24 protein-coding genes are annotated in these 23,323 nt (G+C 61.9%); 16 read left to right on the top strand and 8 right to left on the bottom strand.

What is annotated here, in order from left to right; genetic code table 11:
* Positions 1-167: 167 nt before the first annotated feature.
* The 5 genes from ASE04_RS27715 to rplI all read left to right on the top strand — a co-directional run bounded on the left by ASE04_RS27715 (position 168) and on the right by rplI (position 4,660).
* Positions 168-1,943, top strand: a complete 1,776-nt coding sequence (locus ASE04_RS27715) for an adenylate/guanylate cyclase domain-containing protein (RefSeq protein ID WP_056825510.1) — start codon at positions 168-170, stop codon at positions 1,941-1,943.
* Positions 1,944-2,198: 255 nt separating this feature from the next.
* Entirely contained in the window at positions 2,199-2,657 is a 459-nt protein-coding gene (gene rpsF, locus ASE04_RS27710) for a 30S ribosomal protein S6 (protein WP_056825508.1), read from the top strand.
* A 12-nt stretch (positions 2,658-2,669) separates the two neighbouring features.
* Positions 2,670-2,918 carry a 30S ribosomal protein S18 gene (gene rpsR, locus ASE04_RS27705; protein ID WP_007531286.1) on the top strand — a complete coding sequence of 83 codons (249 nt, stop codon included), beginning with the start codon at positions 2,670-2,672 and terminating at the stop codon, positions 2,916-2,918.
* Positions 2,919-3,073: 155 nt separating this feature from the next.
* Positions 3,074-4,057 carry a DUF2232 domain-containing protein gene (locus ASE04_RS27700; protein WP_056825506.1) on the top strand — a complete coding sequence of 328 codons (984 nt, stop codon included), beginning with the start codon at positions 3,074-3,076 and terminating at the stop codon, positions 4,055-4,057.
* Positions 4,058-4,078: 21 nt separating this feature from the next.
* Positions 4,079-4,660, top strand: coding sequence for a 50S ribosomal protein L9 (rplI, locus tag ASE04_RS27695; RefSeq protein ID WP_056825505.1), 582 nt, complete (start codon positions 4,079-4,081; stop codon positions 4,658-4,660).
* 57 nt (positions 4,661-4,717) lie between these two features.
* Here the strand turns inward: rplI and ASE04_RS27690 are convergent, their stop codons facing one another.
* The 3 genes from ASE04_RS27690 to ASE04_RS27680 are packed head-to-tail and all read right to left on the bottom strand — an operon-like array spanning position 4,718 to position 7,931.
* On the bottom strand, positions 4,718-5,782 hold the full coding sequence (locus tag ASE04_RS27690) for an HlyD family secretion protein (RefSeq protein ID WP_056825503.1): 1,065 nt from the start codon (positions 5,780-5,782) through the stop codon (positions 4,718-4,720).
* Between the two features lie 21 nt (positions 5,783-5,803).
* Positions 5,804-7,477, bottom strand: coding sequence for an MFS transporter (locus tag ASE04_RS27685; protein ID WP_056825502.1), 1,674 nt, complete (start codon positions 7,475-7,477; stop codon positions 5,804-5,806).
* 10 nt (positions 7,478-7,487) lie between these two features.
* Positions 7,488-7,931 (bottom strand): MarR family winged helix-turn-helix transcriptional regulator, encoded by a 444-nt coding sequence (locus ASE04_RS27680; protein WP_056825500.1) that lies wholly within the window; start codon positions 7,929-7,931, stop codon positions 7,488-7,490.
* 342 nt (positions 7,932-8,273) lie between these two features.
* On the opposite strand from ASE04_RS27680, the gene ASE04_RS27675 reads away from it, so the two are divergent.
* Complete coding sequence (locus ASE04_RS27675) at positions 8,274-9,767, top strand: replicative DNA helicase (RefSeq protein ID WP_056825498.1); 1,494 nt, start codon at positions 8,274-8,276, stop codon at positions 9,765-9,767.
* A 29-nt stretch (positions 9,768-9,796) separates the two neighbouring features.
* Here the strand turns inward: ASE04_RS27675 and ASE04_RS27670 are convergent, their stop codons facing one another.
* From ASE04_RS27670 to ASE04_RS27660, 3 genes are all read right to left on the bottom strand, one after another.
* The gene (locus tag ASE04_RS27670; protein WP_056825496.1) at positions 9,797-10,099 is read right to left on the bottom strand and encodes an AzlD family protein; all 303 of its coding nucleotides are present in this window, start codon (positions 10,097-10,099) and stop codon (positions 9,797-9,799) included.
* On the bottom strand, positions 10,096-10,800 hold the full coding sequence (locus tag ASE04_RS27665) for an AzlC family ABC transporter permease (RefSeq protein WP_056825493.1): 705 nt from the start codon (positions 10,798-10,800) through the stop codon (positions 10,096-10,098). The genes ASE04_RS27670 and ASE04_RS27665 overlap by 4 nt, the downstream gene beginning before the upstream one ends.
* Positions 10,801-10,871: 71 nt before the next feature.
* Positions 10,872-11,693: an AraC family transcriptional regulator gene (locus ASE04_RS27660; protein ID WP_056825848.1), complete on the bottom strand. Its 822-nt coding sequence runs from the start codon at positions 11,691-11,693 to the stop codon at positions 10,872-10,874.
* A gap of 178 nt (positions 11,694-11,871) precedes the next feature.
* Between ASE04_RS27660 and alr the strand changes: the two genes are divergently transcribed.
* Positions 11,872-13,038, top strand: coding sequence for an alanine racemase (alr, locus tag ASE04_RS27655; protein WP_056825491.1), 1,167 nt, complete (start codon positions 11,872-11,874; stop codon positions 13,036-13,038).
* A gap of 5 nt (positions 13,039-13,043) precedes the next feature.
* Here alr and ASE04_RS27650 read toward each other — a convergent pair whose 3' ends face one another.
* Positions 13,044-13,679, bottom strand: coding sequence for a LysE family translocator (locus ASE04_RS27650; protein WP_056825490.1), 636 nt, complete (start codon positions 13,677-13,679; stop codon positions 13,044-13,046).
* Between the two features lie 150 nt (positions 13,680-13,829).
* On the opposite strand from ASE04_RS27650, the gene radA reads away from it, so the two are divergent.
* From radA to ASE04_RS27630, 4 genes are all read left to right on the top strand, one after another.
* The gene (gene radA, locus ASE04_RS27645) at positions 13,830-15,233 is read left to right on the top strand and encodes a DNA repair protein RadA (protein ID WP_056825489.1); all 1,404 of its coding nucleotides are present in this window, start codon (positions 13,830-13,832) and stop codon (positions 15,231-15,233) included.
* 93 nt (positions 15,234-15,326) lie between these two features.
* The gene (locus ASE04_RS27640; protein ID WP_056825488.1) at positions 15,327-15,950 is read left to right on the top strand and encodes a CvpA family protein; all 624 of its coding nucleotides are present in this window, start codon (positions 15,327-15,329) and stop codon (positions 15,948-15,950) included.
* Positions 15,951-16,120: 170 nt separating this feature from the next.
* Positions 16,121-17,611: an amidophosphoribosyltransferase gene (purF, locus tag ASE04_RS27635; protein WP_056825487.1), complete on the top strand. Its 1,491-nt coding sequence runs from the start codon at positions 16,121-16,123 to the stop codon at positions 17,609-17,611.
* Between the two features lie 79 nt (positions 17,612-17,690).
* A complete protein-coding gene (locus ASE04_RS27630) occupies positions 17,691-18,431 on the top strand; it encodes an SDR family NAD(P)-dependent oxidoreductase (RefSeq protein ID WP_056825484.1) in 741 nt (246 codons plus the stop codon).
* A gap of 7 nt (positions 18,432-18,438) precedes the next feature.
* Here ASE04_RS27630 and ASE04_RS27625 read toward each other — a convergent pair whose 3' ends face one another.
* Positions 18,439-19,185 (bottom strand): glycoside hydrolase family 25 protein, encoded by a 747-nt coding sequence (locus ASE04_RS27625; protein ID WP_056825482.1) that lies wholly within the window; start codon positions 19,183-19,185, stop codon positions 18,439-18,441.
* Positions 19,186-19,537: 352 nt separating this feature from the next.
* On the opposite strand from ASE04_RS27625, the gene cysS reads away from it, so the two are divergent.
* Genes cysS through pip form a run of 5 tightly spaced genes read left to right on the top strand, consistent with a single transcriptional unit; the run spans position 19,538 to position 23,316 of the window.
* Entirely contained in the window at positions 19,538-20,929 is a 1,392-nt protein-coding gene (gene cysS / locus ASE04_RS27615) for a cysteine--tRNA ligase (RefSeq protein ID WP_056825480.1), read from the top strand.
* Positions 20,926-21,402 (top strand): GFA family protein, encoded by a 477-nt coding sequence (locus tag ASE04_RS27610; RefSeq protein ID WP_056825479.1) that lies wholly within the window; start codon positions 20,926-20,928, stop codon positions 21,400-21,402. The genes cysS and ASE04_RS27610 overlap by 4 nt, the downstream gene beginning before the upstream one ends.
* Positions 21,399-21,887, top strand: coding sequence for a GFA family protein (locus ASE04_RS27605; protein WP_056825477.1), 489 nt, complete (start codon positions 21,399-21,401; stop codon positions 21,885-21,887). Before ASE04_RS27610 ends, ASE04_RS27605 begins: the two co-directional genes overlap by 4 nt.
* Positions 21,884-22,360 carry a GFA family protein gene (locus tag ASE04_RS27600; protein WP_056825475.1) on the top strand — a complete coding sequence of 159 codons (477 nt, stop codon included), beginning with the start codon at positions 21,884-21,886 and terminating at the stop codon, positions 22,358-22,360. The genes ASE04_RS27605 and ASE04_RS27600 overlap by 4 nt, the downstream gene beginning before the upstream one ends.
* Positions 22,357-23,316: a prolyl aminopeptidase gene (gene pip / locus ASE04_RS27595; protein WP_056825473.1), complete on the top strand. Its 960-nt coding sequence runs from the start codon at positions 22,357-22,359 to the stop codon at positions 23,314-23,316. The genes ASE04_RS27600 and pip overlap by 4 nt, the downstream gene beginning before the upstream one ends.
* Positions 23,317-23,323 lie beyond the last annotated feature (7 nt).

Here is a 23,323-nt window from a genome sequence, read left to right as displayed (position 1 = left end):
GGTGTGCGGCCGGGTTCTTTCTGCGCGTGCCAGACCTGCGCGTGCCAGACGCGCCCCATGGCCCGAAAACAAAAGCACGTTCAACGAGCAAAGCGATTTTGCTTCTCCGCTCGGGGCATTTCAGCTAGGTTCACAGAGCTCTGGCAGCGCCGCAGGAGCCTTGTGCCGTGGAACGAAAGCTCGCAGTCATCCTTGCCGGCGACGTTGCCGGTTACAGCCGCCTTGTTGCAGCCAACGAGGAAGATGCGCTTGCGACCTTGAGCGTCTATAGCGCCACGATCAGCGATCTTGTCAGCGAACATGGCGGCCGTATTTTCGGCAGTGCCGGGGATAGCGTCGTTGCTGAATTTCCGAGCGCCGTGCAGGGCGTTCGCGCCGCGGTCGCCATCCAGCGCGCACTCAATCGGCGCAACGCGGACCTGCCGCCCGACCGGCGTATGGAGTTCCGCCTGGGCCTCAATCTCGGCGATGTCGTCGTCTCCGGAGGCAACCTGTTAGGCGATGGCGTCAACGTTGCGGCGCGGCTGCAGGAAGTGGCTCTACCTTCAGGCATCTGCATCTCGGGCGCATTGCGCGAACATATCGAGGGGAAACTGGATTTCCCCCTGATCCCGATGGGCGACCGCACCCTGAAGAACATTCCGCGGCCGGTATCCGTTCATCGTGTGCACTGGGGCGGAGAGGACCCACTGGAAACCGGCGCTCTCGGCGGCCCGCTCAGACTGCCGGACAAGCCATCGATCGCGGTTCTGCCCTTCGTCAACATGTCCGACGACCCGGAACAGGAATTCTTCGCCGATGGACTGACGGAGGACATCATCACCGCCCTGTCGCTTTATCGGTGGTTCTTCGTCATCGCCCAGAACTCGTCGTTTGCCTATAAAGGGCGAGCTGTCGATGTGAAGCAGATCGGGCGCGATCTCGGTGTCCGCTATCTTGTCGAAGGCAGCGTGCGCCGCGCCGGGTCGCGGGTTCGCGTTACCGGCCAGCTCATCGAGGCGGAGAGCGGCGTTCATCTCTGGGCGCAACGCTACGACCGGGAGATCGCCGACATCTTCGCGATTCAGGACGAGCTTACCCAGAACGTCGTCGGGGCCATCGAACCGGAAATCCTCATCGGCGAAAGCCGCCGCGCGCTTCTGCGGACCACCGGCAATCTCGACGCCTACGAGAGCCATATGCGCGGAACCTGGTTGCATAACGCGCAGGATACCGCCGAGCATTTTACCGAGGCCATCGCCTGGCATCGGCGCGCCATCGAACTCGACCCGGACTTTGCCCGAGCGCACATGATGCTGGCCCGCTCCCTGTACGCGCGCTGCTTTCACGGCTTCAGCGACGAGGTCGACAGGGATAGCAGTGAGCTTCGGGCCGCTGCCGAGCGCTCGCTGGCCATCGATCCACGCGACCCCTACTCGCACTACGCGATGTGCCTTGGCCATTTCGTTGGGCACAACGCCCCCGCCGCGGTAGAGGAAGCGCAGCAGGCGATCGATCTCAATCCGAACTTTGCCCTCGCCCACATGGGGCTGGGATGGGCCCGCATCTTCACCGGTCACTTCGCGGAAGCCTATGACCCGCTTCACATGGCGCTGCGGCTCAGCCCGCACGATCCCTTGACCTATCTCATCCTCGATCGGCTGGCTCTATCGCACTACCATCTCGGCAACTACGAGGAAGCTATCCATTATTCCGAGCGTGGACTGTCCCTGCGCCGCGCCTATTTCAACCGCGTCGTGCTGCTTGCAAGCCTCGGGCAGCTCGATCGGCAAGACGAAGCACGGCGGCTGATACCGGAGATTCTGGCAAACGTTCCGGCAGATCTCGAGCACTATTGGAAGATCCTGACGCCCTACGTCGCGCCCGCGCATTACGATCATTTCGTCGACGGCCTGCGCAAGGCGGGGCTGCCTTCGCTGAACTCGCAACGAGAACATTGCTGACGGTCCCTTGCGTTTCCGCCAAAAATCCGTATAAGCCGCCCTGTTCGCAAAACCCGGTCTTCTGGCTGGTGGCTGAACGGAGGGCCGGTTTCCCACGGGAAATCGTTCGGAACGGAAGCGTTCCAGCCTCCCGTGTCTCCGCTCTCGACCGTCTCGGAACGCTTTTCTTGCCTGGGTTTACCCAATCAGGAGCAGTCGTTGAGGCTTAGCCGCCGAATATCGGGTTGAATAAAACGCAAGAAAGGCAAAGCTGTCATGGCTCTTTATGAACATGTATTCCTTGCCCGACAGGATATTTCCGCTCAGCAGGTCGATGCCCTCGTAGAACAGTACAAGGGTGTTATCGAAGCTAACGGCGGTAAGGTCGGGCGCGTAGAAAACTGGGGCCTCAAGTCCCTGACCTACCGCATCAAGAAGAACCGCAAGGCTCACTACGTTCTCGTGGACATCGACGCGCCGTCGGCTGCTGTCCAGGAAATGGAACGTCAGATGCGCATCAGCGAAGACGTCCTGCGCTACATGACGATCGCTGTTGAAGCTCACGAAGAAGGCCCGTCTGCCATGATGCAGAAGCGCGACCGCGACGACCGCGGCCCGCGTGAAGGCGGCGACCGTGGCCCGCGCCGCGAGTTCGGTGACCGTCCGCCGCGTCGTGACGGCGACTTCCAGCGTGGCCCGCGTCCCGATCGCGCTCCGCGCGAAGACCGTGCATAAGGAGAACTGATAATGTCTGAATCTTCCTCCGCACCGGTTCGTCGTCCGTTCCACCGTCGTCGCAAGACTTGCCCGTTCTCCGGCGCAAACGCTCCGCGCATCGACTACAAGGACGTTCGTCTCCTGCAGCGCTACATTTCCGAGCGCGGCAAGATCGTTCCTTCCCGTATCACGGCTGTTTCGCAGAAGAAGCAGCGCGAACTCGCTCAGGCGATCAAGCGCGCTCGTTTCCTCGGCCTGCTGCCGTACGTCGTCGCTTAATCGGCTGACGAGACCAAATCGAGGGAAGGCAGAAATGCCTTCCCTTCTCCCTTTCGCGATGGGCGCGGATCGGAACTCTTAAAACCCATGTTGAGGTCTTTCTGAAACCGATTCGGAAAAACCCTCTAACTGCTTGATGAAGCAGGACAGCGACCGTGAACAAACTGGACAAAAAAACGCTAGGCATCGGCGCACTCGCCGGATTGACCGCCGCACTCCTGGTGCTTGGCGCAAGCCTGCAGCCGTCGTTCAGTGCGGTTCTCTACGCTGCTTCGGCCCTCCCCATTCTTCTCGTCGGCCTCGGCTGGGGCAACATGGCGGCAATCGCTGCCGTCGTCACCGCCGCTGCACTCGGCGCGATCGCCATCTCGCCGACCTTCGCGCTGATGATGACGCTGGTCACGCTGCTGCCGGCAGGCTGGCTGAGCCACCTTGCAAACCTTGCCCGCCCCGCCTCCGAAATCGGCGGCCCCGACCATCTGATGGCCTGGTATCCGCTTTCGGATATCCTGCTGCACCTCTGCGGCCTCGTCACGATCGCCGTCATCGTCGTCGGCGTGATGATCGGTTACGGCCCCGAGCTTATCGATCGCCTGGTCGACGTGCTGTTCGGCTCGCTTTCACAGCAGCAGCCCGAGTTTTCGCCAGATCCGGCCGTGGCAGCGCAGACCAAGGCGCTTGTCCTGCTCATGCTGCCCGCCATCCAGGGCGGCATGTGGGTGATCATGCTGTTTGCCGCCTATTACATCGCAAGCCGGATCGTCACCTCATCCGGCCGCGGCCTGCGCCCGCGCGAGGATATCCCCTCGGCGCTGCGTATGAACCGCAATTCGATCTTCATCTTCCTCATCGGTCTCGCCGCCACCTTCTTCGGCGGCCTGCCGGCGATGATCGGAGCAACTGTCGTCGGCACCTTCGGCGCCGGCTTCCTGCTTTCCGGATTCGCCGCGCTGCACTTCCGCACGCGCGGCAAGGATTGGCGCTTGCCGGCGCTCATCCTCTGCTACCTGGCATCGCTACTCCTGATGGTGCCAGCCTTTTTCATCCTCGTGTTGGGCTTGAGCGATACCCGCAAGGCGATCGCGCTGACCCCGAACAAGGATGCTGATGCCCCCAAACAGACAGACACGAAAATCTAGAGACACGAAAGGAACACGAACATGGAAGTCATTCTTCTTGAACGCATCTCCAAGCTCGGCCAGATGGGCGAAACCGTAAAGGTTCGCGACGGCTTCGCTCGTAACTACCTCCTGCCGCTCGGCAAGGCTCTTCGTTCCAACGAAGCCAACAAGAAGCGTTTCGAATCCGAGCGCGCAACGCTCGAAGCTCGTAACCTCGAGCGCAAGTCCGAAGCCCAGACGGTTGCCGACGCTCTCGAAGGCAAGTCCTTCATCGTCGTTCGCTCGGCTGGCGAAACCGGCCAGATGTACGGCTCGGTCGCGGCTCGCGACGTTGTTGAAATCCTCGCTGCCGAAGGCTTCAACATCGGCCGCAACCAGGTTCACCTGAACACGCCGATCAAGGCCATTGGCCTGCACGAAGTCGAACTTCAGCTTCACGCCGAAGTCGAAATCAAGATCGAGCTCAACGTTGCTCGTTCGGCTGAAGAAGCTGAACGTCAGAAGCAGGGCGAAACCCTGACGTCTGTTGACGCCATCTACGGTGTTGACGAAGACGCTCTTCGTCCTGAAGACTTCTTCGATCCGGAAGCTGACGGCAACGCCGAAGACGACGACGCATAATTTTCCACGAGATCTTCTCGGGAATAAGCGAAAGCCCGGTTCACGCCGGGCTTTCTGCTATTTGGAGGCCGTGTTCTGCCGCGGTGGCGCGTTCTTGTCGACGTCGACGACGACCGAAAGGCCCGGCCCGAGGTCCTTGACCGACGGCTGATCGGCGTCGAAGCGGATGCGCACGCCGACGCGCTGCGCAATCTTCACGAAATTACCGGTGGCGTTGTCCGCCTTGATGACCGCGAATTCGGAGCCTGCTGCCGGGGAGAAGCGCTCGATGTAGCCCTTCAGCCGCTCCCTGCCGAGTGCATCGACCGTGATGGTCACGGGTTGCCCGACCTGCATGCCGTAAAGCTGCGTTTCCTTGAAATTCGCGACGACCCAGACATCCTCGGGCACCACCGCCATGAGCTGGGTGCCAGCCGCCACATATTGGCCGATCCGCACGCCGACTTCGCCGAGGTGGCCGTCGCGTGGCGCGACGATCTTGGTGTTCTGCAGGTCGATCTCGGCCAGATGGACGACGGCTTCGGCGCTTGAGACGTTGGCTTCCAGCAGCGACCGGTTGACGATGATCGTTGCCAGGCTTTGCTTGGAAACCTCAAGTGCTGCCTCGGCCTGGCTGACCGCGGCCTTCGCCTGGTCGAGCGTTGCTTGCGCGGCCTCGGTTTCGCTCTGCGATGCGACACCACGATTGCTGAGATTGCTGACGCGGTCCCCGGCCAGCTGCGCCCGCTTCAGCGAGGCATTGGCGCTGTCGATCTGCGCCTGGCTCGAGGCTATGCTGGCCTTTGCGGAAAGCTCCGATTGGCGAGAATTGTCCAGCGACGCTTTCTGACCTTCCAGGGCCGCACGCGCCTGGGCAAGTTTCTGGGCGTAGATCCGATCGTCGATCTGGGCAAGTTCATCACCCTCCTTGACCTGCTGATAGTCCTTCACGGGGACATCGACGACATAGCCGCTGACCTGCGGGCTCATGATTGTGACATAGCCCCTGATATAGGCGTTGTCAGTGGTTTCAACCGACGTCACGAAGGGCGGCAGGCGCCAGGCGTAGAGTACGAGCAGAACACCGGCGATGCCGGCAAGGAGGGCGATGATGGTCGATGGAGACCGGAAAAGCTTCGACATGCGGAAACCTTGAAATTACGATTATGATGCGGCGACTGCGGTACGATCCGTCCAGGACCATGGCAGCCGCCGCCATGCCTGGTGAAGAAGAAGGACGATCAGGCCCAGGACGGACGAATAGCCGATCGCCAGGAACGTATCGTTGTAGGCAAGGATGTATGCCTCGCGCGTCACCTGCTGCCCGAGCAGGGCGAGCCCCTCGCCGTTCAGCAGCATCTTGTCGTTCAATACCTTCCCATATGCCGCGCTGAGCTGCGAAACACGCTGCGCCACGATCGGATCCTGCAACAGGATGTGCTCGACAAGAACATTGGAATGGAACTTCTCGCGGATCGTCACGAAGGTTCCGAGCATCGCCGAGGCGAAGAGCGAACCGATGCTCTGCGTGAAAACGAAGATGACCAGGAAGTTGACGATGTACTGCATGCCGCGAGCCATCGTCGTCTTGAAGCCGTTCGCCATCACCGGCGGCAGGAACATCGCCGCACCGGCCGCTACCATGGCCTGGCTGAGATACATCTGCGGCGGACGCGTCAGGCTGGTGGACTGGCTATCGAGAAAGGCGCCGCCGGCGATCAGCGCGAGGGCCAGCACATGCGCGGTCTCGACATAGCGGGTCGTCATCAGGAACGCACAGAAGAGACCGCCGATCAGCGAGGCGAGCAGGATTATCCCGTAGAGCGTTGTCGTCTGATCGTTCAGAAGTCCGAGCTGCTGGTAGAAGCTCGCGGCGGTGGACGACTGCTCCGAGGACACGAAGCGGAAAAGGAGAAGAACGCCGGCCATACGCAGATTGGCGGCAGAGAACAACCAGCGGAAGTCGATCAGGGGGTTGGCCCGCGGCAGCTCGATCACCAGCATGGTCCCGACCGATCCCACCGATACGGCGAGCAGGACACCGATCCAGGGCGCCTCGAACCACCAGTAAAGCCGCCCGAGCGTCAGCACCACGGCCAGACAGCCGAAGCCGACGGCAAGCAGCAGGTAGCTCAAGATATCCAGTCCCTGAATGACCTTTGCCCGGGGCGGCGCCGTGAGTGGCAGCAGATAGATGATCGGCAGGACGATAAGCGCCAGCCCCATCTCGAACATGTAGAGTGCCTGATAGCCGCCGAAATGCAGGAGCGACGGCGAGATGATGCGGGCAACCGGCGACGCGAAAAGCGTGCACATCAAGGCAAGGCTGATGCCGAGCGACAGCTTCCGTTCAGGCGGAAACGGTTCCAGCATGTAGAGAAAGCCGAGCGTCGACAGAGGGGCCGCCGCCATACCGCTCAGGGTGCGAACGACGAGGGCCGAATGCAGATCGGTCACGAACAGGTTCAGCACGGCGGCGATGACGAAACAGATAATTCCTAGCTCCGCGAAGCGCCGCAACCCATATTGGCTGCGGATCTTGAACAGCGCGATCGACATGCTGGCATAGGGCGCCATGTAGGCTGCCGAGAGCCAGGAAACCTCCGTGGTGGTAGCGGAAAAAGAACCCTGAAGCTGATAGATGTTGGCCGTCACCAGGTTCATGCCGAGGCCTTGCGTCAGGAACAGCAGGACGGATGCCACCATATAAAACGGCATCTTCCAGCTCGGCACCGGCACGGCGGCGGCTGGTGGCGGTGGGGTCTGCCGAGCGCTCGCCGTTGCCTCGTCCGCCGGTTGGGGCCCCGCATTGTCGTTAGCGGTCTGGGCGAGGCTCATCGGCAGGACCTCAAATTCCGCGGATGCCCTGCAGGTTGGCTTGCATGGCCCGTATCACTTCCAAAGTAGTTCTCAGATCGTCTTCGGGAATACCGGCGATGACCTGAGCGCGCACTTTCACGGCGATGTCATCGATCTCTCCGGCCACGACCTTGCCGGTTTCGGTGATGTAGATTTCCTTCGCGCGGCGATCCGAGCCGGCAACCCGCCGCTGTACGAACCCCTGCCCTTCCATCGCGTCGAGAATCCTGACCAGTGTCGGCGTCTCCAGCTCCAGCCGTTCGGCGAGCTCGCGTTGGTTGATTCCATCCTTCTTGTTGAGCGTGAAGAAGACGCGGGCGCGGGGCAGCGTCATGTTACGTTCCCGTACTATTTTGTCGAAGACGGCCCTCAGCTTGCGATTAAAAGCAGCGACGTCTTCGATCAACTCACGTCCAAGAACGGGATTTCCCATTAAATTCAACCCTATTTTGTTAGTGCACTAATTATATATTTACTACCTATCCTCTTTTACAGTGCATTTCAAGAGCCGACTGCACGTGGTTGGATGCAAGTCTCCTCCGACGAGCCTAGACTGCCAAACGAGGCACGAAGCAAGTGAGTCGCTTTCTGGCCGTGCTCTGAAAGAGACAGTTTCGGTATTTTTGCATTTACTGCAAGAGCCACTGTGGAGAAGTCGAACAATGGGCACAGCCCCGGCGTATCGACGACGGAACGGAAAGCCTCTGGCTTGCGCACTTGATTTTCTGGCGAGCGCGCGCCAAACCCGAAGCCGAAGAACACAGAACGGATAAAGATGAACGACGCCGCTCGAAAGATTGCCGCTGTTGCTCCTACGGAGCAGCACTATCGCGAAGCCCCGAACAATATCGAGGCAGAACAGGCGCTTCTCGGCGCGATCCTGATGAACAACGACGCCTATTACCGGGTGTCGGACTTCCTGAAACCGATCCATCTGTACGAACCGCTGCATCGCAAGATCTTCGAGGTCGCGGGCGACATCATCCGCATGGGCAAGATTGCCAATCCGGTGACGATCAAGACCTTTCTGAAGGCCGACGACAAGGTCGGCGACATGACGGTCTCCGAATATCTTGCCCGCCTCGCCCGCGAAGCCGTGACCATCATCAACGCCGAAGACTATGGCCGCGCGATCTACGATCTGGCGCTGCGCCGGGCGCTGATCACCATCGGCGAGGACGTCGTCAACATCGCCTACGACGCGCCGCTCGACATGCCGCCGCAGGCGCAGATCGAAGACACCGAGCGCCGACTGTTCGAGCTTGCGGAAAACGGCCGATACGACGGCGGCTTCCAGGCGTTCAACGACGCCGTGGCACTGGCGATCGACATGGCGGCTGTCGCCAAGGAACGTGACGGTGGTCTTTCGGGCATCTCGACCGGCATCCACTCGCTCGATTCGAAGATGGGCGGACTGCAGCGGTCGGACTTGATCGTGCTTGCCGGACGTCCGGGCATGGGCAAGACCTCGCTTGCCACCAACATCGCCTATAACATCGCCGCCGCCTATGAAGGCGAAGTGCAGGCGGATGGTAGCACGAAGGCGAAGCAGGGCGGCGTCGTCGGCTTCTACTCTCTCGAAATGTCGTCCGAACAGCTCGCAACCCGTATCATCTCCGAGCAGACGGAAGTCTCGTCCTCGAAGATCCGCCGCGGCGACATCAACGACGCCGACTTCGAAAAGCTGGTCGCCTGCTCGATGATGATGCAGAAGGTGCCGCTCTTCATCGACCAGACCGGTGGTATCTCGATCGCCCAGCTGTCTGCCCGCGCCCGCCGACTGAAGCGCCAGCGCGGCCTCGACTGCCTCGTGGTCGACTACATCCAGCTCATGACCGGCGCTGGCAAGGGCGACAACCGCGTCCAGGAAATCACCCAGATCACGACCGGCCTGAAGGCGCTCGGCAAGGAACTCAACGTTCCGATCATCGCCCTTTCGCAGCTCTCGCGTCAGGTCGAAAGCCGAGACGACAAGCGCCCGCAGCTCTCCGACCTTCGTGAATCGGGCTCGATCGAGCAGGACGCCGACGTCGTTCTCTTCGTGTTCCGCGAAGAATATTACGTCAAGAACTCCGAACCGCGCGATATCGCCGATCCGAAGTATCCGGAGTGGGAAGCGCTGTTCGACAAGGTCAAGGGTACGGCGGACGTCATCATCGCCAAGCAGCGTCACGGACCGACCGGCACGGTGAAGCTCGCCTTCCAGTCGGAGTTCACGCGCTTTGCTGATCTCGCCGACCCGTCGTTCATCCAGTACGAAGAGCACTGACACGACCGTCGCGTCAGTGCTCCGCTAAACTAGAGCCCGGCGGCTCGCAGAATGGCGACCGTCGCGACGCCGACGGCGACACTTGCGAGCATGGGCAGACGCCTTGCGGCAAGCGCGGTGACGATGCAGGCAATCGTCTCCGCCCAGCCGGTCGCAAACGCTGTCGGCGCGATCACGGCCATCAGCACTGCCGGAGGTATTGCTTCGATTGCCGTCCGGCCCTGCTCCGAGACCTCGACATGGCGGATAAGAAGCAGCCCGCCCATGCGGGTCGCGATCGTTGCGACCGCCATTGCGAGGATCGCGAGAAGCGTATGAATATCCAAGCTCATGCCGTGACCTCGCGGGCCCTGCCGGACCAAAGGGCAACCGCAAGCCCGGCGACAGCGCCGGCGGCGATGTACCAGACACCCGGAACGAACTGGTGAACTAGGACGGCGGCGAACCCGCTGGCGGCCAGCACCGCGCCGGTCTCACGACCTTTCCAGAAACCCATCGCCAGAACCACGAAGACGGCCGGGAAAGCAAAATCCAGCCCGATCGCGGCAGGATCGCCAAGCAGAGCGCCTAGCGAGGCGCCGACCAGCGTCGAGCCAACCCAGGTGGCATAGAACGGCGCTGCGACGCCCGCGAACCACCAAGGCGTCAGCCGTGCGACACCGGCCCGAAACTCGGAAATCGCCCAGATCTCGTCCGACAGAAAAAGCATTGCCGCATATTTGCGCGCCCCCGGGAAGGCCTGCATCTTCGTGCCGATCGATGCGCTCATCAGCACATGCCTGATATTGACGAGCAACGCGGCAAAGCCGACGCCAGCCCAGCTCGCCGGATGCGTCCAGATATCCATGGCGACAAACTGCGATCCACCGGCGAAGACAAGCGCGCTCATCAGGGTCGCCTCAAGCGCTGACAGGCCTTTCGTTGCCGATACCGCGCCGAAGACGAGGCCGATCGGGACCACGGCGACGACGAGCGGCAGAATAGCCCGCGCTCCGGCAAGAAAATCGCCGATCGGTCGCCTTTGAGTGAGCATTGAAACCTCCAGAATTGCCAAAGTCCGGAGGTGTTAGGCCGGGATACGGCGACCGTCTTGAACGAAAGTGATCAGCGGGCGCGATATTGCCCGGGGGTGACGCCGGTGCGTGCCTTGAAGTGGCGGGTGAAGTGGGCCTGGTCGGCGAACCCGCACTGTAGCGCCACATCGGCGGGCGCATTGCCGGCTCTCAGCAGCTTGCGGGCCTCGCGCACCCGCTTGTCGGTCAGGAACGCGTGCGGCGTAATATGATATTCGCGGCGAAACGCCCGGATGAGATGCGCCCGGCTAAGGCCGGCAACAACAGCCACCTCGTCAAGACCGATGTCGCAGTCGAAATTGTCGGTGAGATAGTCGCGTGCCCGGCCGACCGCGGTGCGCTCCTTCGTATCCACGGGAACCACCGCCGTGCTGCCGTATCGCTCGAAGATGGCGGCGAGCACGCGAAACATGCTCTCTTCGGATTCCAGCGCGCCGGCGCCGCTCTCCAGGACACGGTGCGCCGTATGAAAAGCCGCAGCCATCCGGGGGTCGTTGAGCAGTTCCTTCGGGAAGGACGGCGTGGCGTTGAAAGCCTTGCCGCTCACATCCTCCAGGATATCGACGAAGAGCTTTTCATCGGGATAGATCATCCGGTAGCGATACCCCTCGCCGCCCGGAACGCCGTCATGTACGACGCCCGGATCGATCAGATAGAGGTCGCCGGCACCGGTCTCCTCCCGAACCCCCTTCATCGTCGCGATCTGCGTTCCGCTTTCGATGGCGCCGATCGAGAAGGTGTCATGCGCGTGGGGCGCGTACTCGTGGGTCAGGAAGCTCGCGCTCAGACACTCCATGTTGCGGAACCGGCGATCGCGCCAGAAGCGCGCCCGTTCCGTGCCTGCGAGCGGCATCGCATCCGCCGCCTCTTTCTGCGAAACATTCTCCATCGAACCAAACTACGGCCACCGCCGCCCGACGTCTTGAACAAAAGTGATCGCGGCACGGATATCTGCGTGGCACGCTTTCACTTTGCCTTATTGATCTCTACACTGCGACGTCGCAAGCCTCCTCCGCCTTTTGTGAAGAACGATGACTGATTTTGTTGATAATTTAGAAGACGAAGACCCGTTTGATACCGCTGGGTTGCGGCTGACCGTCGACCTGACGGCGTTGACAGACAACTGGAAGGACATGGCGCGCCGCTCCGGCAAGGCGCGCACAGCCGCCGTCGTGAAGGCCGATGCCTACGGCACCGGCATCGAGGATGCGGGCCAGGCGCTCTACATGGCCGGTGCGCGTGATTTCTTCGTCGCGACAGTCGACGAAGGCGTGACGCTGCGGTCCTATGCGCCCGAAGCGCGCATCTTCGTCCTTAGTGGAATCTGGCCCGGAACGGAGCGGCGTTTCTTCGAGAACGACCTTGTGCCCATCATCTCGTCGGAAGAACAGCTCGCCTTCTGGATGGCCGTCCTTGCCGAGTACGGCGATTATCCATGCGCTCTGCATGTCGATACCGGCTTCAACCGGCTCGGTCTCTCGGTGGAGGAAGCAATCGCGCTCGCCGATGATGTATCGCGCCCGGCGAGTTTCGCGCCGGTGCTGGTCATGAGCCATCTTGCCTGCGGCGACGACCATTCGTCGGCGATGAACAAGCAACAGCTCGAGTCTTTCCGGCAGGTTAGCGCGGCCTATGAAGGTATCGATTCAAGTCTTGCGGCATCCGCCGGCATCTTCCTTGGCAGCGACTACCATTTCGATCTCACCCGCCCCGGCATCGCGATCTACGGTGGCGAGGCTGTCAACGGCATGAAGAACCCGATGCGACCGGTGGTCACCGCCGAGGCCCGCATCATCCAGGTTCGCACCGTCAAGGCGGGAGAATCGGTCAGCTATGGCCGCGCCCTCAGGCTGACCCGCGACAGCCGGCTGGCGATCGTATCCGCCGGCTATGCCGACGGCTACATGCGAAGCCAGTCGAGCGGCGGCGTCCCTCTTCGCCAGACGATACCGCAGGGGGGCCAAGGCTTCGTGGCGGGACGCACGATGCCGGTAGCCGGCCGCATCACCATGGATCTGACGATCTTCGACGTCACCGATCTTCCGGAAAACGCTGTGCGTGCAGGGGATTACGTCGAGTTGTTCGGAAAGAACGTCCTGGTCGACGACGTTGCGCGTTCGGCGGGCACGATCGGCTACGAAATGCTGACGGGGATCGGCCTGCGCCACGAGCGCCGCTACCTCCTTGAGGAGGAATGAAGCGCCTAGCGCGTTGTCAGCGCCAGTCGCACGCCGAGTGCCACCAGTAACGCACCGAGACCGCGATCCAGCCATAGGCCGACGCTCTTCCGGCGCTTGATGAAATCCGCGAGCCGCCCTCCCGCAAGGATCAGCGGCGGCTCGATGAAGGCTGCGACGACGATAATCAGAAGGCCGTGGACGGCCAGCTGAAGCCAGGTCGGCCCGGCACCGTCGACAACGAACTGTGGCAGGAACGCGAGGAAGAATATCGCGACCTTGGGGTTCAGCAGCGACACGAGAATGCCCTGCCTGTAGATACGGCTCCAGGGCATGACGTCCTTCACCGCATTGATCAGGCCGCCGTCTCCTTTCGAGCGAAGCGCCTGAATGCCGAGCCAGACGAGATAGATCGCACCGACCCACTTCACGATCGAAAACGCCAGGGCCGAGGCGGCGAGGATGGCGGAGAGACCGAGGGCAGCCATGGCGACATGCAGGCAGGCGCCCGTCCAGATGCCGAAGAGCGCGGCAAAACCGGTTTTCGTGCCGCTCTTGATTGTGTGGCCCAGAATGAAGGCCATCTCGGGACCCGGCGACAGGTTGAGCAAAACCGCCGCGGTCAAGAACGCAATCCAGTGCGCGAGCGAATAATCCAGCATCGTCGTGGCCTCCAAGACAGTGGAGAACAGGTGCCACCCCAGCCCCTGATAGGGAAATCATTAGTTTTGATCGGTGCGGGGAATGATTATTTGAGCATCAAACTGATTCGATGCGGCGCGCCGGCGACCATCCAACCGAAAGCATGACTTATGGCGAAGGCCAGGACACAATTCATCTGCCAGAGCTGCGGCGCGGTCCATAACCGTTGGGTGGGCAAGTGTGACAGCTGCGGCGAGTGGAACACCATCGTCGAAGAAGACCCGATGGGCGGCATTGGCGGCGGGCCGACCAAGACGCCGAAAAAGGGTCGCCCGGTGGCACTGACGGCACTCTCGGGCGAAATCGAGGAAGCGCCGCGCATCCACACGGGGATCTCCGAACTCGATCGGGCGCTCGGCGGCGGATTCGTGCGCGGCTCGGCCGTGCTGATCGGCGGCGATCCCGGCATCGGCAAATCGACGCTGCTGATGCAGGGCGCGGCGGCACTTTCGCGCCACGGCCATAGGGTCATCTATGTCTCGGGCGAAGAGGCGGTTGCTCAGGTGCGGTTGCGGGCGCAACGCCTGCAGGCAGCCGATACCGACGTGCTGCTCGCCGCGGAAACAAACGTCGAGGACATTCTGGCGACGGTGGCCGAAGGCAAGCGGCCGGACCTTGTGATCATCGATTCCATCCAGACGCTCTGGAGCGAACTGGCCGACTCCGCTCCGGGCACCGTCACCCAGGTCCGCACCGGCGTTCAGTCGATGATCCGCTTCGCCAAGCAGACAGGTGCCGCCATGGTTCTCGTCGGCCATGTCACGAAGGACGGGCAGATCGCCGGGCCGCGTGTCGTCGAGCATATGGTCGATGCCGTGCTCTACTTCGAAGGCGATCGCGGCCACCACTACCGCATCCTGCGCACGGTCAAGAACCGTTTCGGACCGACCGACGAGATCGGCGTCTTCGAGATGTCGGACAAGGGATTGCGCGAGGTTGCCAACCCATCGGAGCTTTTCCTTGGCGAACGCAACGAGAAATCGCCGGGCGCTGCCGTCTTTGCCGGCATGGAAGGCACGCGTCCGATCCTGGTCGAAGTGCAGGCGCTCGTTGCCCCGACATCGCTCGGCACGCCTCGCCGCGCCGTCGTCGGCTGGGATTCGGCACGCCTGTCGATGATCCTTGCCGTCCTCGAAGCCCATTGCGGCGTGCGGCTTGGCCAGCACGACGTCTATCTGAATATCGCGGGCGGCTATCGCATTACGGAGCCCGCGGCCGATCTTGCTGTTGCTTCGGCGCTGGTTTCGTCGCTCGCCGGTATTGCCCTGCCGGCCAATTGTGTCTATTTCGGCGAAGTCAGCCTGTCGGGCGCCGTCCGGCCGGTCTCACATACATCCCAGCGCCTCAAAGAAGCCGAGAAGCTGGGCTTTTCTGCCGCGCTGCTTCCCTCGGCGTCAGCCGACCTGCCGAAGGGTTCCGGCGGTCGCTGGAGCGAGATCGAGAGCCTTCCTGACCTGGTCGCACGTATTGCCGGGTCGAAAGGTGCACTGCGACGTGTGGAAGAAGAGGTTTGATCCTTTCATCGCCAGTATCGGTGATGCTATAGGAAACACGCAATGAGGCGCGACTAAGCCGTAGATAAGCGGCGGTCCTGGAGTTGAATTTATATGCCCATTACGATTTTCGACGGTATTGTCATCGGCGTCGTTCTTTTCTCCGCCGTACTTGCAATGGTACGCGGCTTCTCCCGCGAAGTTCTTTCGATCGCGAGCTGGGGCGGCTCTGCAGCCGCCGCCTACTATTTCTATCCCTATCTGGTCCCCTACGCGAAGAAGTACACGGATGACGACCGGATCGCACTGGTCGGTTCGGCCGCAGTGGTGTTCCTGATCGCGCTGATCGTGATCTCCTTCATCACCATGAAGATCGCGGACTTCATCATCGACAGTCGGATCGGTGCGCTGGACCGCACTTTGGGCTTTCTCTTCGGCGCGGCTAGGGGCATACTTCTTCTTGTCGTTGCCGTCGCCTTCTGGAACTGGCTCGTGGAGGATCACGGCCCGGCCTGGGTCAACAACGCCAAGTCGAAACCGTTCCTGGACTCGATGGTGGTCAAGTTGCAGTCCGTGCTACCGGCCGAGCTTGCGCAGGTGGCGCGTGCTACGTTGGAGAAAAAAATGCGGCCGCAGGGAGACAATGCGGACTCTGGCAATGCGCCGGCTTCCGATCCGGCGCCAGCCGAAGATGCGGCGCCCACACCTGCGAATGGTGCACAGCAGCCGTCTAATTGACGCAGTGTTCAATAGCTTGACCCGCCGCCTGGCAATTGCCATTTGACGGGAACCTGAATAAAGGTCCGGCCGGGCATCCGCTCTGCCGGGCCTCAGCCGTTTAAAACGCATGATCGCGGCGTCATGCTATGGAAGCCGATCCATTCTTGTGAGAGCAAAGGCCCGCATCGATGAACCAGTCTCATTCCTTGACGCTCAATGATGAATTCGATGGAGACACGCTCCACGAAGAATGCGGCGTCTTCGGTATCCTTGGCCATGACGATGCGTCGACGCTGACAGCGCTCGGCCTGCATGCCCTGCAGCATCGCGGACAGGAAGCGGCCGGTATCGTCTCCTTCGACGGTCTGCGCTTCCACTCCGAGCGGCACATGGGACTGGTCGGCGATCACTACACCAATCCAACCACCCTCGCCCGTCTGCCCGGCAATATCTCCATCGGCCACAATCGCTATTCCACGACAGGCGAAGTCGCGCTCCGCAACGTGCAGCCGCTTTTCGCCGAGCTTGAAGTCGGCGGTATCGCCATTGCCCACAACGGCAACTTCACCAATGGCCTGACGCTTCGTCGGCAGCTGATCGCCGGCGGTGCCATCTGTCAGTCGACCTCGGATACGGAAGTCGTTCTCCACCTCATCGCCCGCTCGCGCTACACCTCCACGGCCGACCGCTTCATCGACGCGATCCGCCAGATGGAGGGCGGCTATTCGATGCTCGCCATGACACGCACAAAGCTGATCGCGGCGCGCGACCCCACCGGCATTCGTCCGCTGGTCATGGGCGAGCTCGACGGCAAGCCGATCTTCGCTTCGGAAACCTGTGCACTCGACATCATCGGCGCGAAATTCATCCGCGATGTCGAGAACGGCGAAGTCATCATCTGCGAGATCCAGCCTGACGGTTCGATCTCGATCGACGCCCGCAAGGCCGGCAACGGCCTGCCGGAGCGCCTCTGCCTGTTCGAATATGTCTATTTCGCCCGTCCGGACTCGGTCGTCGGCGGCCGCAGCGTCTACGTCGCCCGCAAGAACATGGGCATCAACCTTGCCAGGGAAGCGCCCGTCGACGCCGACGTCGTCGTTCCCGTTCCGGATGGTGGCACGCCGGCAGCCCTCGGCTATGCGCAGGAAAGCGGTATCCCCTTCGAATACGGCATCATCCGCAACCACTATGTCGGCCGCACCTTCATCGAGCCGACGCAGCAGATTCGTGCTTTCGGCGTCAAGCTGAAGCACTCGGCCAACCGGGCGATGATCGAAGGCAAGCGCGTCGTGCTCGTCGACGATTCGGTCGTGCGTGGCACAACCTCGCTGAAGATCGTGCAGATGATCCGCGATGCCGGCGCCAAGGAAGTCCATCTGCGCGTCGCAAGCCCGATGATCTACTACCCTGATTTCTACGGCATCGACACGCCTGATCGCGAGAAGCTGCTGGCCAACCAGTACGACAGCCTCGAAGCCATGTGCAAATATATCGGCGCGGACTCGCTGGAGTTCCTGTCGATCAACGGCCTTTATCGCGCCGTTGGCGGCGAGGATCGCAACGATGCCCGTCCGCAGTTCACCGATCACTACTTCACCGGTGACTACCCGACCCGCCTCCTCGACAAGGACGGCGAGACGATGGGCCGCAAGGTTTCGCTGCTCGCGACCAACGGCTGACAGCCATTGGCTTTGACATTTGACCAAGGGGCGCTTATTGCGCCCCTTGCTTTTTCAGCTACGGGGGACCCGGGGGACCATGACACTCAACCTTGAAGGCAAGATCGCGCTCGTCACCGGCGCCTCCCGCGGCATCGGCTATTTCACGGCGCTGGAACTGGCAAAGGCCGGGGCGCATGTGATCGCCTGCGCCCGGACCGTCGGCGGTCTCGAGGATCTCGATGATGCCATCAAGGCGGTCGGCGGCTCCGCAACGCTCGTCCCCTTCGATCTTGCCGACATGACCGCCATCGATGCGCTCGGCGCCTCGATCTTCGAGCGCTGGGGCAAGCTCGACATTCTCGTCGCCAACGCAGGCGTGCTCGGCGTGATCTCGCCGATCGGCCACATCGAGGCGAAGACCTTCGAGAAGGTGATGAACATCAACGTGACCGCGACGTGGCGGCTGATCCGCTCGGTCGATCCGCTGCTGTCGCGTTCGGATGCCGGCCGCGCCGTCATCTTGTCATCCGCTGCCGCGCACAGGTGTCGGCCGTTCTGGGGTCCTTACTCCGCGTCCAAGGCTGCCGTCGAGGCGCTGGCCCGCACCTGGGCCGGCGAAAGCCAGAGCACGCCGCTGCGCATCACCAGCGTCGACCCGGGCGCGACCCGCACCGCCATGCGCGCTCAGGCCGTTCCGGGCGAAGATCCCGAAACGTTGCCGCATCCTTCCGAGGTCGCCAAGGCGATCCTGCCTTTGGTTGGTCCTGATGTGACCGAGACGGGCAAGCTCTTCATCGTGCGCGAGAACAAGCTGGTCGACTACCGCCTGCCGGAATAGGCCTGCTTCAATTGGCCGGCAAAGCCGGGAACAGGTGCGCGAAACCTGTTTCCGTTGGGCAGAGCGCGTTGAGGTCGACCGGGCCTTGAATGCCGTCCACCGCGCCATTGTCGGCGAACTGCCAGATTGACCAATCGCGGCAATCGTTCTGGCGGGGCTCCTGCGCGATGCTGCGCAGCCAGAGAGAGTGATCGGGGAAGCGCGTCTCGTTTCCCTTGATATACTGCTCGAAGAATTGCTGGTTCAGGTAGAAGATCGGCTTGCCGGGATAGGCGCCGTTCAGTTCGTCGAAGAACGCTTTGATTTCCGTGCTCAGTTCATCAATCGTCGGCACCTTGCCGCAGTTGCCGGTGAATTCGAGATCGATCGCGATCGGCAGCGCGTCGGTTTCGACCGGCACCGTCTCCATCAGATTGCGCGCCTGATCGCGGCCGGGGCGGCAGAAGGTGAAGAAGTGATAGGCGCCGCGCACGATGCCGGCATCCTTCGCGGCCTTCCAGTTTTCCGCAAAGCGCGTGTCGCGGTGGTCACCGCCTTCGGTCGCCTTCATGATCGCGAAACGGACCTTCGGCTGACGCGCCAGAGCCTGCCAGTCTACGGCGCCCTGGTGATGGCTGATGTCGATTCCCTGTATCGGATAGTCCGCAAGTGTCGGAGGAGTGAACGGAGCCATGGCCCCATCGTATGCCAGATAGGATGCCACCGCGACAGCCAGAATCACCAGTCCGAGGATTGTTCGATAGAGGGTTTTCACGTCTCACGTCTTCCGTACTTCCTGGCGCGTTCTAGCAGAATTTTGTAGGACTCGTGCGAATGGGACCGGCCCAGCCCTTCGCTTGCGCTTCGGGCGTTCGTCGCTGCAATCGATTCACCGGATCGATTGCTCCGGCTTGCGCCGGACCGCTCCTCACCCCCCTTGACCAAACCCAGTTCCCGCGCCATAAAACCCGCCATGAAAACGGTTACCTGCATCATCTGCCGGAAGATTATTCGCTAGCGCGCTCGCTGGCCTGGCCGTTTTCGTCTCCTGAAAAGTCCAAGATGAGAAACGCCCCGGCCCGCCGGTGGCAGAGTTTTTTCGGATCATTGCATTTGGGAGAGTAGACATGGCCGGCACGCCAGACACCAACAAGCCGGAACTGAAGCTTTACAACACGCTGACGCGCGAAAAGACGGCCTTTGCGCCGATCGATCCGCAGAACGTCCGCATGTATGTCTGCGGTCCGACCGTCTACGATTTCGCCCACATCGGCAACGCCCGCCCGGTCATCGTCTTCGACGTGCTCTTCCGGCTGCTGAACCATGTCTATGGTGCTGATCACGTCACCTATGCGCGCAACATCACCGACGTCGACGACAAGATCAATGCACGTGCCCTGCGCGATTATCCCGGCCTGCCGCTCAATGAGGCGATCCGCGCGGTGACTGAGAAGACCGAGAAGCAGTTCCTCGACGACGCCAAGGCGCTCGGCTGCCTTGAGCCGTCGGTCCAGCCGCGCGCGACCGACAATATTGGCAAGATGATCGAGATCATCGAAAAGCTGATCGCCAACGGCCACGCCTACAAGGCATCGGGCGAAGTGCTGTTCGACACCAAATCGATGGTCGATTACGGCCAGTTGTCGAAGCGTAATCTCGACGAACAGCAGGCCGGCGCCCGCATTGCCGTCGACGCGCACAAGAAGAATCCAGGCGACTTCGTGCTGTGGAAGCTCTCGAGCGACAACGAACCCGGCTGGGAGAGCCCCTGGGGCCGCGGCCGTCCGGGCTGGCATATCGAGTGCTCGGCCATGAGCGAACGCTATCTCGGCGAAGTCTTCGACATCCACGGCGGCGGGTTGGACCTGATCTTCCCGCACCACGAGAACGAGATCGCCCAGTCGCGTTGCGCCCATGGCACCAAGGTCATGGCGAATGTCTGGATGCACAACGGCTTCCTGCAGGTCGAAGGCCGCAAGATGTCGAAGTCCGAAGGCAACTTCGTCACGATCTACGAGCTGCTGAACACCGAGAAGTTCGGCGGCCGGCAATGGCCGGGCGACGTGCTGCGTCTTGCGATGCTGATGACCCATTATCGCGAGCCGATCGATTTCTCGATCAAGCGTCTCGAGGAAGCCGAACGCCTCCTTGCGAAGTGGCCGGCAGCGGATGCCGGAGGCGCGCAGCCTGACCCCGCCGTGATCAATGCCCTGGCCGACGACCTCAACACGGTGGCGGCAATCCAGGCATTGCATGCGCTTGCCCAATCCGGCGATCACGCGACGTTCGCCGCCAGTGCGGCCCTGCTCGGCGTCCTGCCAGAGATGGCGGAGATCGACGAAGCGGTTGCCATCGAGATCGACCGTCGCGTCAAGTCGCGCCTGGAGCTGCTGAAGGCGAAGAACTTTGCCGAGGCCGACAAGATCCGCGACACGCTGCTAGCCGAAGGCATCCAGCTCAAGGACGGCAAGGATGCGGCGACTGGCGAACGCGTGACCAAGTGGGAGGTGAAGAGATGACAACCTACACCGGCGGATGCCAGTGCGGCGCGATCCGCTTCCGGGTTCGCGGGACGCTCAGGGATTCGTCCATCTGTCATTGCCGCATGTGCCAGAAGGCATTCGGCGCCTATTATGCGCCGCTGGTTTCCGTGCGAGGTGCCGAGTTCGAATGGACGCGCGGCGAACGCAAGCTTTTTCGCTCCTCCAACTTCGTCCAGCGCGGATTCTGCGCCGATTGCGGCACGCCCCTGACCTACGAGGCGCCGGATGGGGTGGCCGTGGCGGCGGGCGCATTCGACGACCCTTCCGCGCTTCCGCCGGTCATCCAGTTCGGCACCGAGCGCAAGATCAATTTCGTCGACCATCTGCACGCCTTGCCGGCTCGCGAGACCGAGGAGGACATCGAGGCTGCACCCTTCCTGCACGACATCATCTCCTACCAGCATCCGGACCACGACACGACCGGTTGGCCCGAGGAGAGGAACGCGTGACAAAAGCTACGGCCCTGAGCGGAGGTTGCCAATGCGGCGCGGTACGCTACCGGGCCGTGGGCGAACTCGGCTATCCGCACCTTTGCCACTGCCGCATGTGCCAGAAGGCGGCCGGGAACTACTTCATGCCGCTGGCATCGGCCAAGCGCGAGGATTTCACCGTGACGCGCGGTGAGCCGAAGTGGTTTTACTCGTCCGATATCGTTCGCCGCGGCTTTTGCGCCGACTGCGGCACGCCGCTTTTCTTTGATAGCCCGGATGCCGACAGCATCAACATCGTGCTCGGCTCCCTTGATAATCCCGACAAGGTGAAGCCGGTGATGCAGTCGAATACCGGACGCAGGATGAGCTGGTTCCACGAGCTCGCTGCCCTGCCCGTCGAGCCGGAACCGGAGACGCCCGATCGCGAAAACGCGGTTGCGGCCAGCAATCACCAGCACCCCGACCACGACACAGCCGATTGGCCAAGCGGAGCGTCAGCATGAGCGAACCCATTCGAACCGGCGGCTGCCAATGTGGCGCGGTCAGATTCCGCATCAGCGGCAAGCTTGGCCGCCCTTCGATCTGCCACTGCCGGATGTGTCAGAAGCAGTTCGGCGGCTTCTTTTCAGCGCTCGTCACCACGCCCGAGGAAGGCATGGAATGGACGCGCGGCGAACCGAGCTATTTCCAGTCCTCCGTCAACATCGAGCGCGGCTTCTGCAAGAACTGCGGCACGCCGATGACTTACCGCCATCCGGGCGGTCTCGAACTGGCAATCGGCACGTTCGACGATCGCAGCGATCTGGCGCCGCAGATCCAGGTCAACCACGACGCACGCATTCCATGGGTCGAGACGATCTTCGATCGGCCGGTTCATACGGATCCTGATTTCTACTCGCGGCAGGAGGCGATCATCTCCTTCCAGCATCCCGATCACGACACTGCAATCTGGCCAGCCGAAGGCGTCAAAATATGACCGAAGTGCTCAGCACCCTCTACCCTGAAATCGAAGCCTACGCTTCCGGCTACCTCGACGTCGGCGACGGGCATACGATCTATTGGGAGCGCTCGGGCACGCCGGGGGCAAAGCCGGCCGTCTTCTTGCATGGCGGGCCAGGGGGTGGCTTTTCGCCCACCCATCGCCGCCTTTTCGACCCGGCACTCTACGACGTGCTGCTGTTTGACCAGCGCGGCTGCGGCAAGTCCACACCGCACGCCAATCTTAACGCCAACACCACCTGGCATCTCGTCGCCGACATCGAACGGCTGCGGGAGATGGCCGGCGTTGAAAAGTGGCAGGTGTTCGGCGGTTCCTGGGGTTCGACGCTGGCGCTCGCCTATGCCGAGACACATCCGGAACGGGTCTCGGAACTCGTCGTGCGCGGCATCTATACGCTCACTAGGGCGGAGCTCGACTGGTACTATCAGTTCGGCGTGTCGGAAATGTTCCCGGACAAGTGGGAGCGCTTCATCGCGCCGATCCCGCCGGAAGAGCGCCATGAGATGATGCTGGCCTATAATCGCCGGCTGACCGGCGCTGACCGGGCCGTCGCGCTTGAGGCCGCACAGGCATGGAGCATCTGGGAGGGCGAGACCATCACATTGCTGCCGGAGAAATCGACCAGCGGCAAGTTCGAGGACGCCGACTTCGCCTATGCCTTTGCGCGGATCGAAAACCACTTCTTCGTCAATGCCGGCTGGATGGACGAAGGCCAGCTGTTGCGCGACGCGCACAAGCTGAAGGACATTCCCGGCGTCATCGTGCACGGCCGCTACGACATGCCCTGCCCGGCAAAATACGCCTGGCTGCTGCATAAGGCGTGGCCGACGGCGGAGTTTCATCTGATCGAAGGCGCCGGGCACGCCTATTCGGAAGCCGGCATTCTCGACAAGCTGATCCGCGCTACCGACAACTTCGCCGGAAAGCAATAACGAGCCC

This window comes from Rhizobium sp. Root708, assembly GCF_001429725.1.
Lineage (GTDB): Bacteria > Pseudomonadota > Alphaproteobacteria > Rhizobiales > Rhizobiaceae > Rhizobium.
Note: the sequence above shows the minus strand (reverse complement) of the source record. Positions and strands in the feature narration are given on the sequence as shown.

Bases quoted from the DNA above. Each gene is read 5' to 3' on its own strand.
- rpsF (WP_056825508.1), top strand. From the start codon at position 2,199: ATGGCTCTTTATGAACATGTATTCCTTGCCCGACAGGATATTTCCGCT.
- rpsR (WP_007531286.1), top strand. From the start codon at position 2,670: ATGTCTGAATCTTCCTCCGCACCGGTTCGTCGTCCGTTCCACCGTCGT.
- rplI (WP_056825505.1), top strand. From the start codon at position 4,079: ATGGAAGTCATTCTTCTTGAACGCATCTCCAAGCTCGGCCAGATGGGC.
- ASE04_RS27690 (WP_056825503.1), bottom strand. From the start codon at position 5,782: ATGTCGAAGCTTTTCCGGTCTCCATCGACCATCATCGCCCTCCTTGCC.
- ASE04_RS27685 (WP_056825502.1), bottom strand. From the start codon at position 7,477: ATGAGCCTCGCCCAGACCGCTAACGACAATGCGGGGCCCCAACCGGCG.
- ASE04_RS27680 (WP_056825500.1), bottom strand. From the start codon at position 7,931: ATGGGAAATCCCGTTCTTGGACGTGAGTTGATCGAAGACGTCGCTGCT.
- ASE04_RS27675 (WP_056825498.1), top strand. From the start codon at position 8,274: ATGAACGACGCCGCTCGAAAGATTGCCGCTGTTGCTCCTACGGAGCAG.
- ASE04_RS27670 (WP_056825496.1), bottom strand. From the start codon at position 10,099: ATGAGCTTGGATATTCATACGCTTCTCGCGATCCTCGCAATGGCGGTC.
- ASE04_RS27665 (WP_056825493.1), bottom strand. From the start codon at position 10,800: ATGCTCACTCAAAGGCGACCGATCGGCGATTTTCTTGCCGGAGCGCGG.
- ASE04_RS27660 (WP_056825848.1), bottom strand. From the start codon at position 11,693: ATGCCGCTCGCAGGCACGGAACGGGCGCGCTTCTGGCGCGATCGCCGG.
- alr (WP_056825491.1), top strand. From the start codon at position 11,872: ATGACTGATTTTGTTGATAATTTAGAAGACGAAGACCCGTTTGATACC.
- ASE04_RS27650 (WP_056825490.1), bottom strand. From the start codon at position 13,679: ATGCTGGATTATTCGCTCGCGCACTGGATTGCGTTCTTGACCGCGGCG.
- radA (WP_056825489.1), top strand. From the start codon at position 13,830: ATGGCGAAGGCCAGGACACAATTCATCTGCCAGAGCTGCGGCGCGGTC.
- ASE04_RS27640 (WP_056825488.1), top strand. From the start codon at position 15,327: ATGCCCATTACGATTTTCGACGGTATTGTCATCGGCGTCGTTCTTTTC.
- purF (WP_056825487.1), top strand. From the start codon at position 16,121: ATGAACCAGTCTCATTCCTTGACGCTCAATGATGAATTCGATGGAGAC.
- ASE04_RS27630 (WP_056825484.1), top strand. From the start codon at position 17,691: ATGACACTCAACCTTGAAGGCAAGATCGCGCTCGTCACCGGCGCCTCC.
- cysS (WP_056825480.1), top strand. From the start codon at position 19,538: ATGGCCGGCACGCCAGACACCAACAAGCCGGAACTGAAGCTTTACAAC.
- ASE04_RS27610 (WP_056825479.1), top strand. From the start codon at position 20,926: ATGACAACCTACACCGGCGGATGCCAGTGCGGCGCGATCCGCTTCCGG.
- ASE04_RS27600 (WP_056825475.1), top strand. From the start codon at position 21,884: ATGAGCGAACCCATTCGAACCGGCGGCTGCCAATGTGGCGCGGTCAGA.
- pip (WP_056825473.1), top strand. From the start codon at position 22,357: ATGACCGAAGTGCTCAGCACCCTCTACCCTGAAATCGAAGCCTACGCT.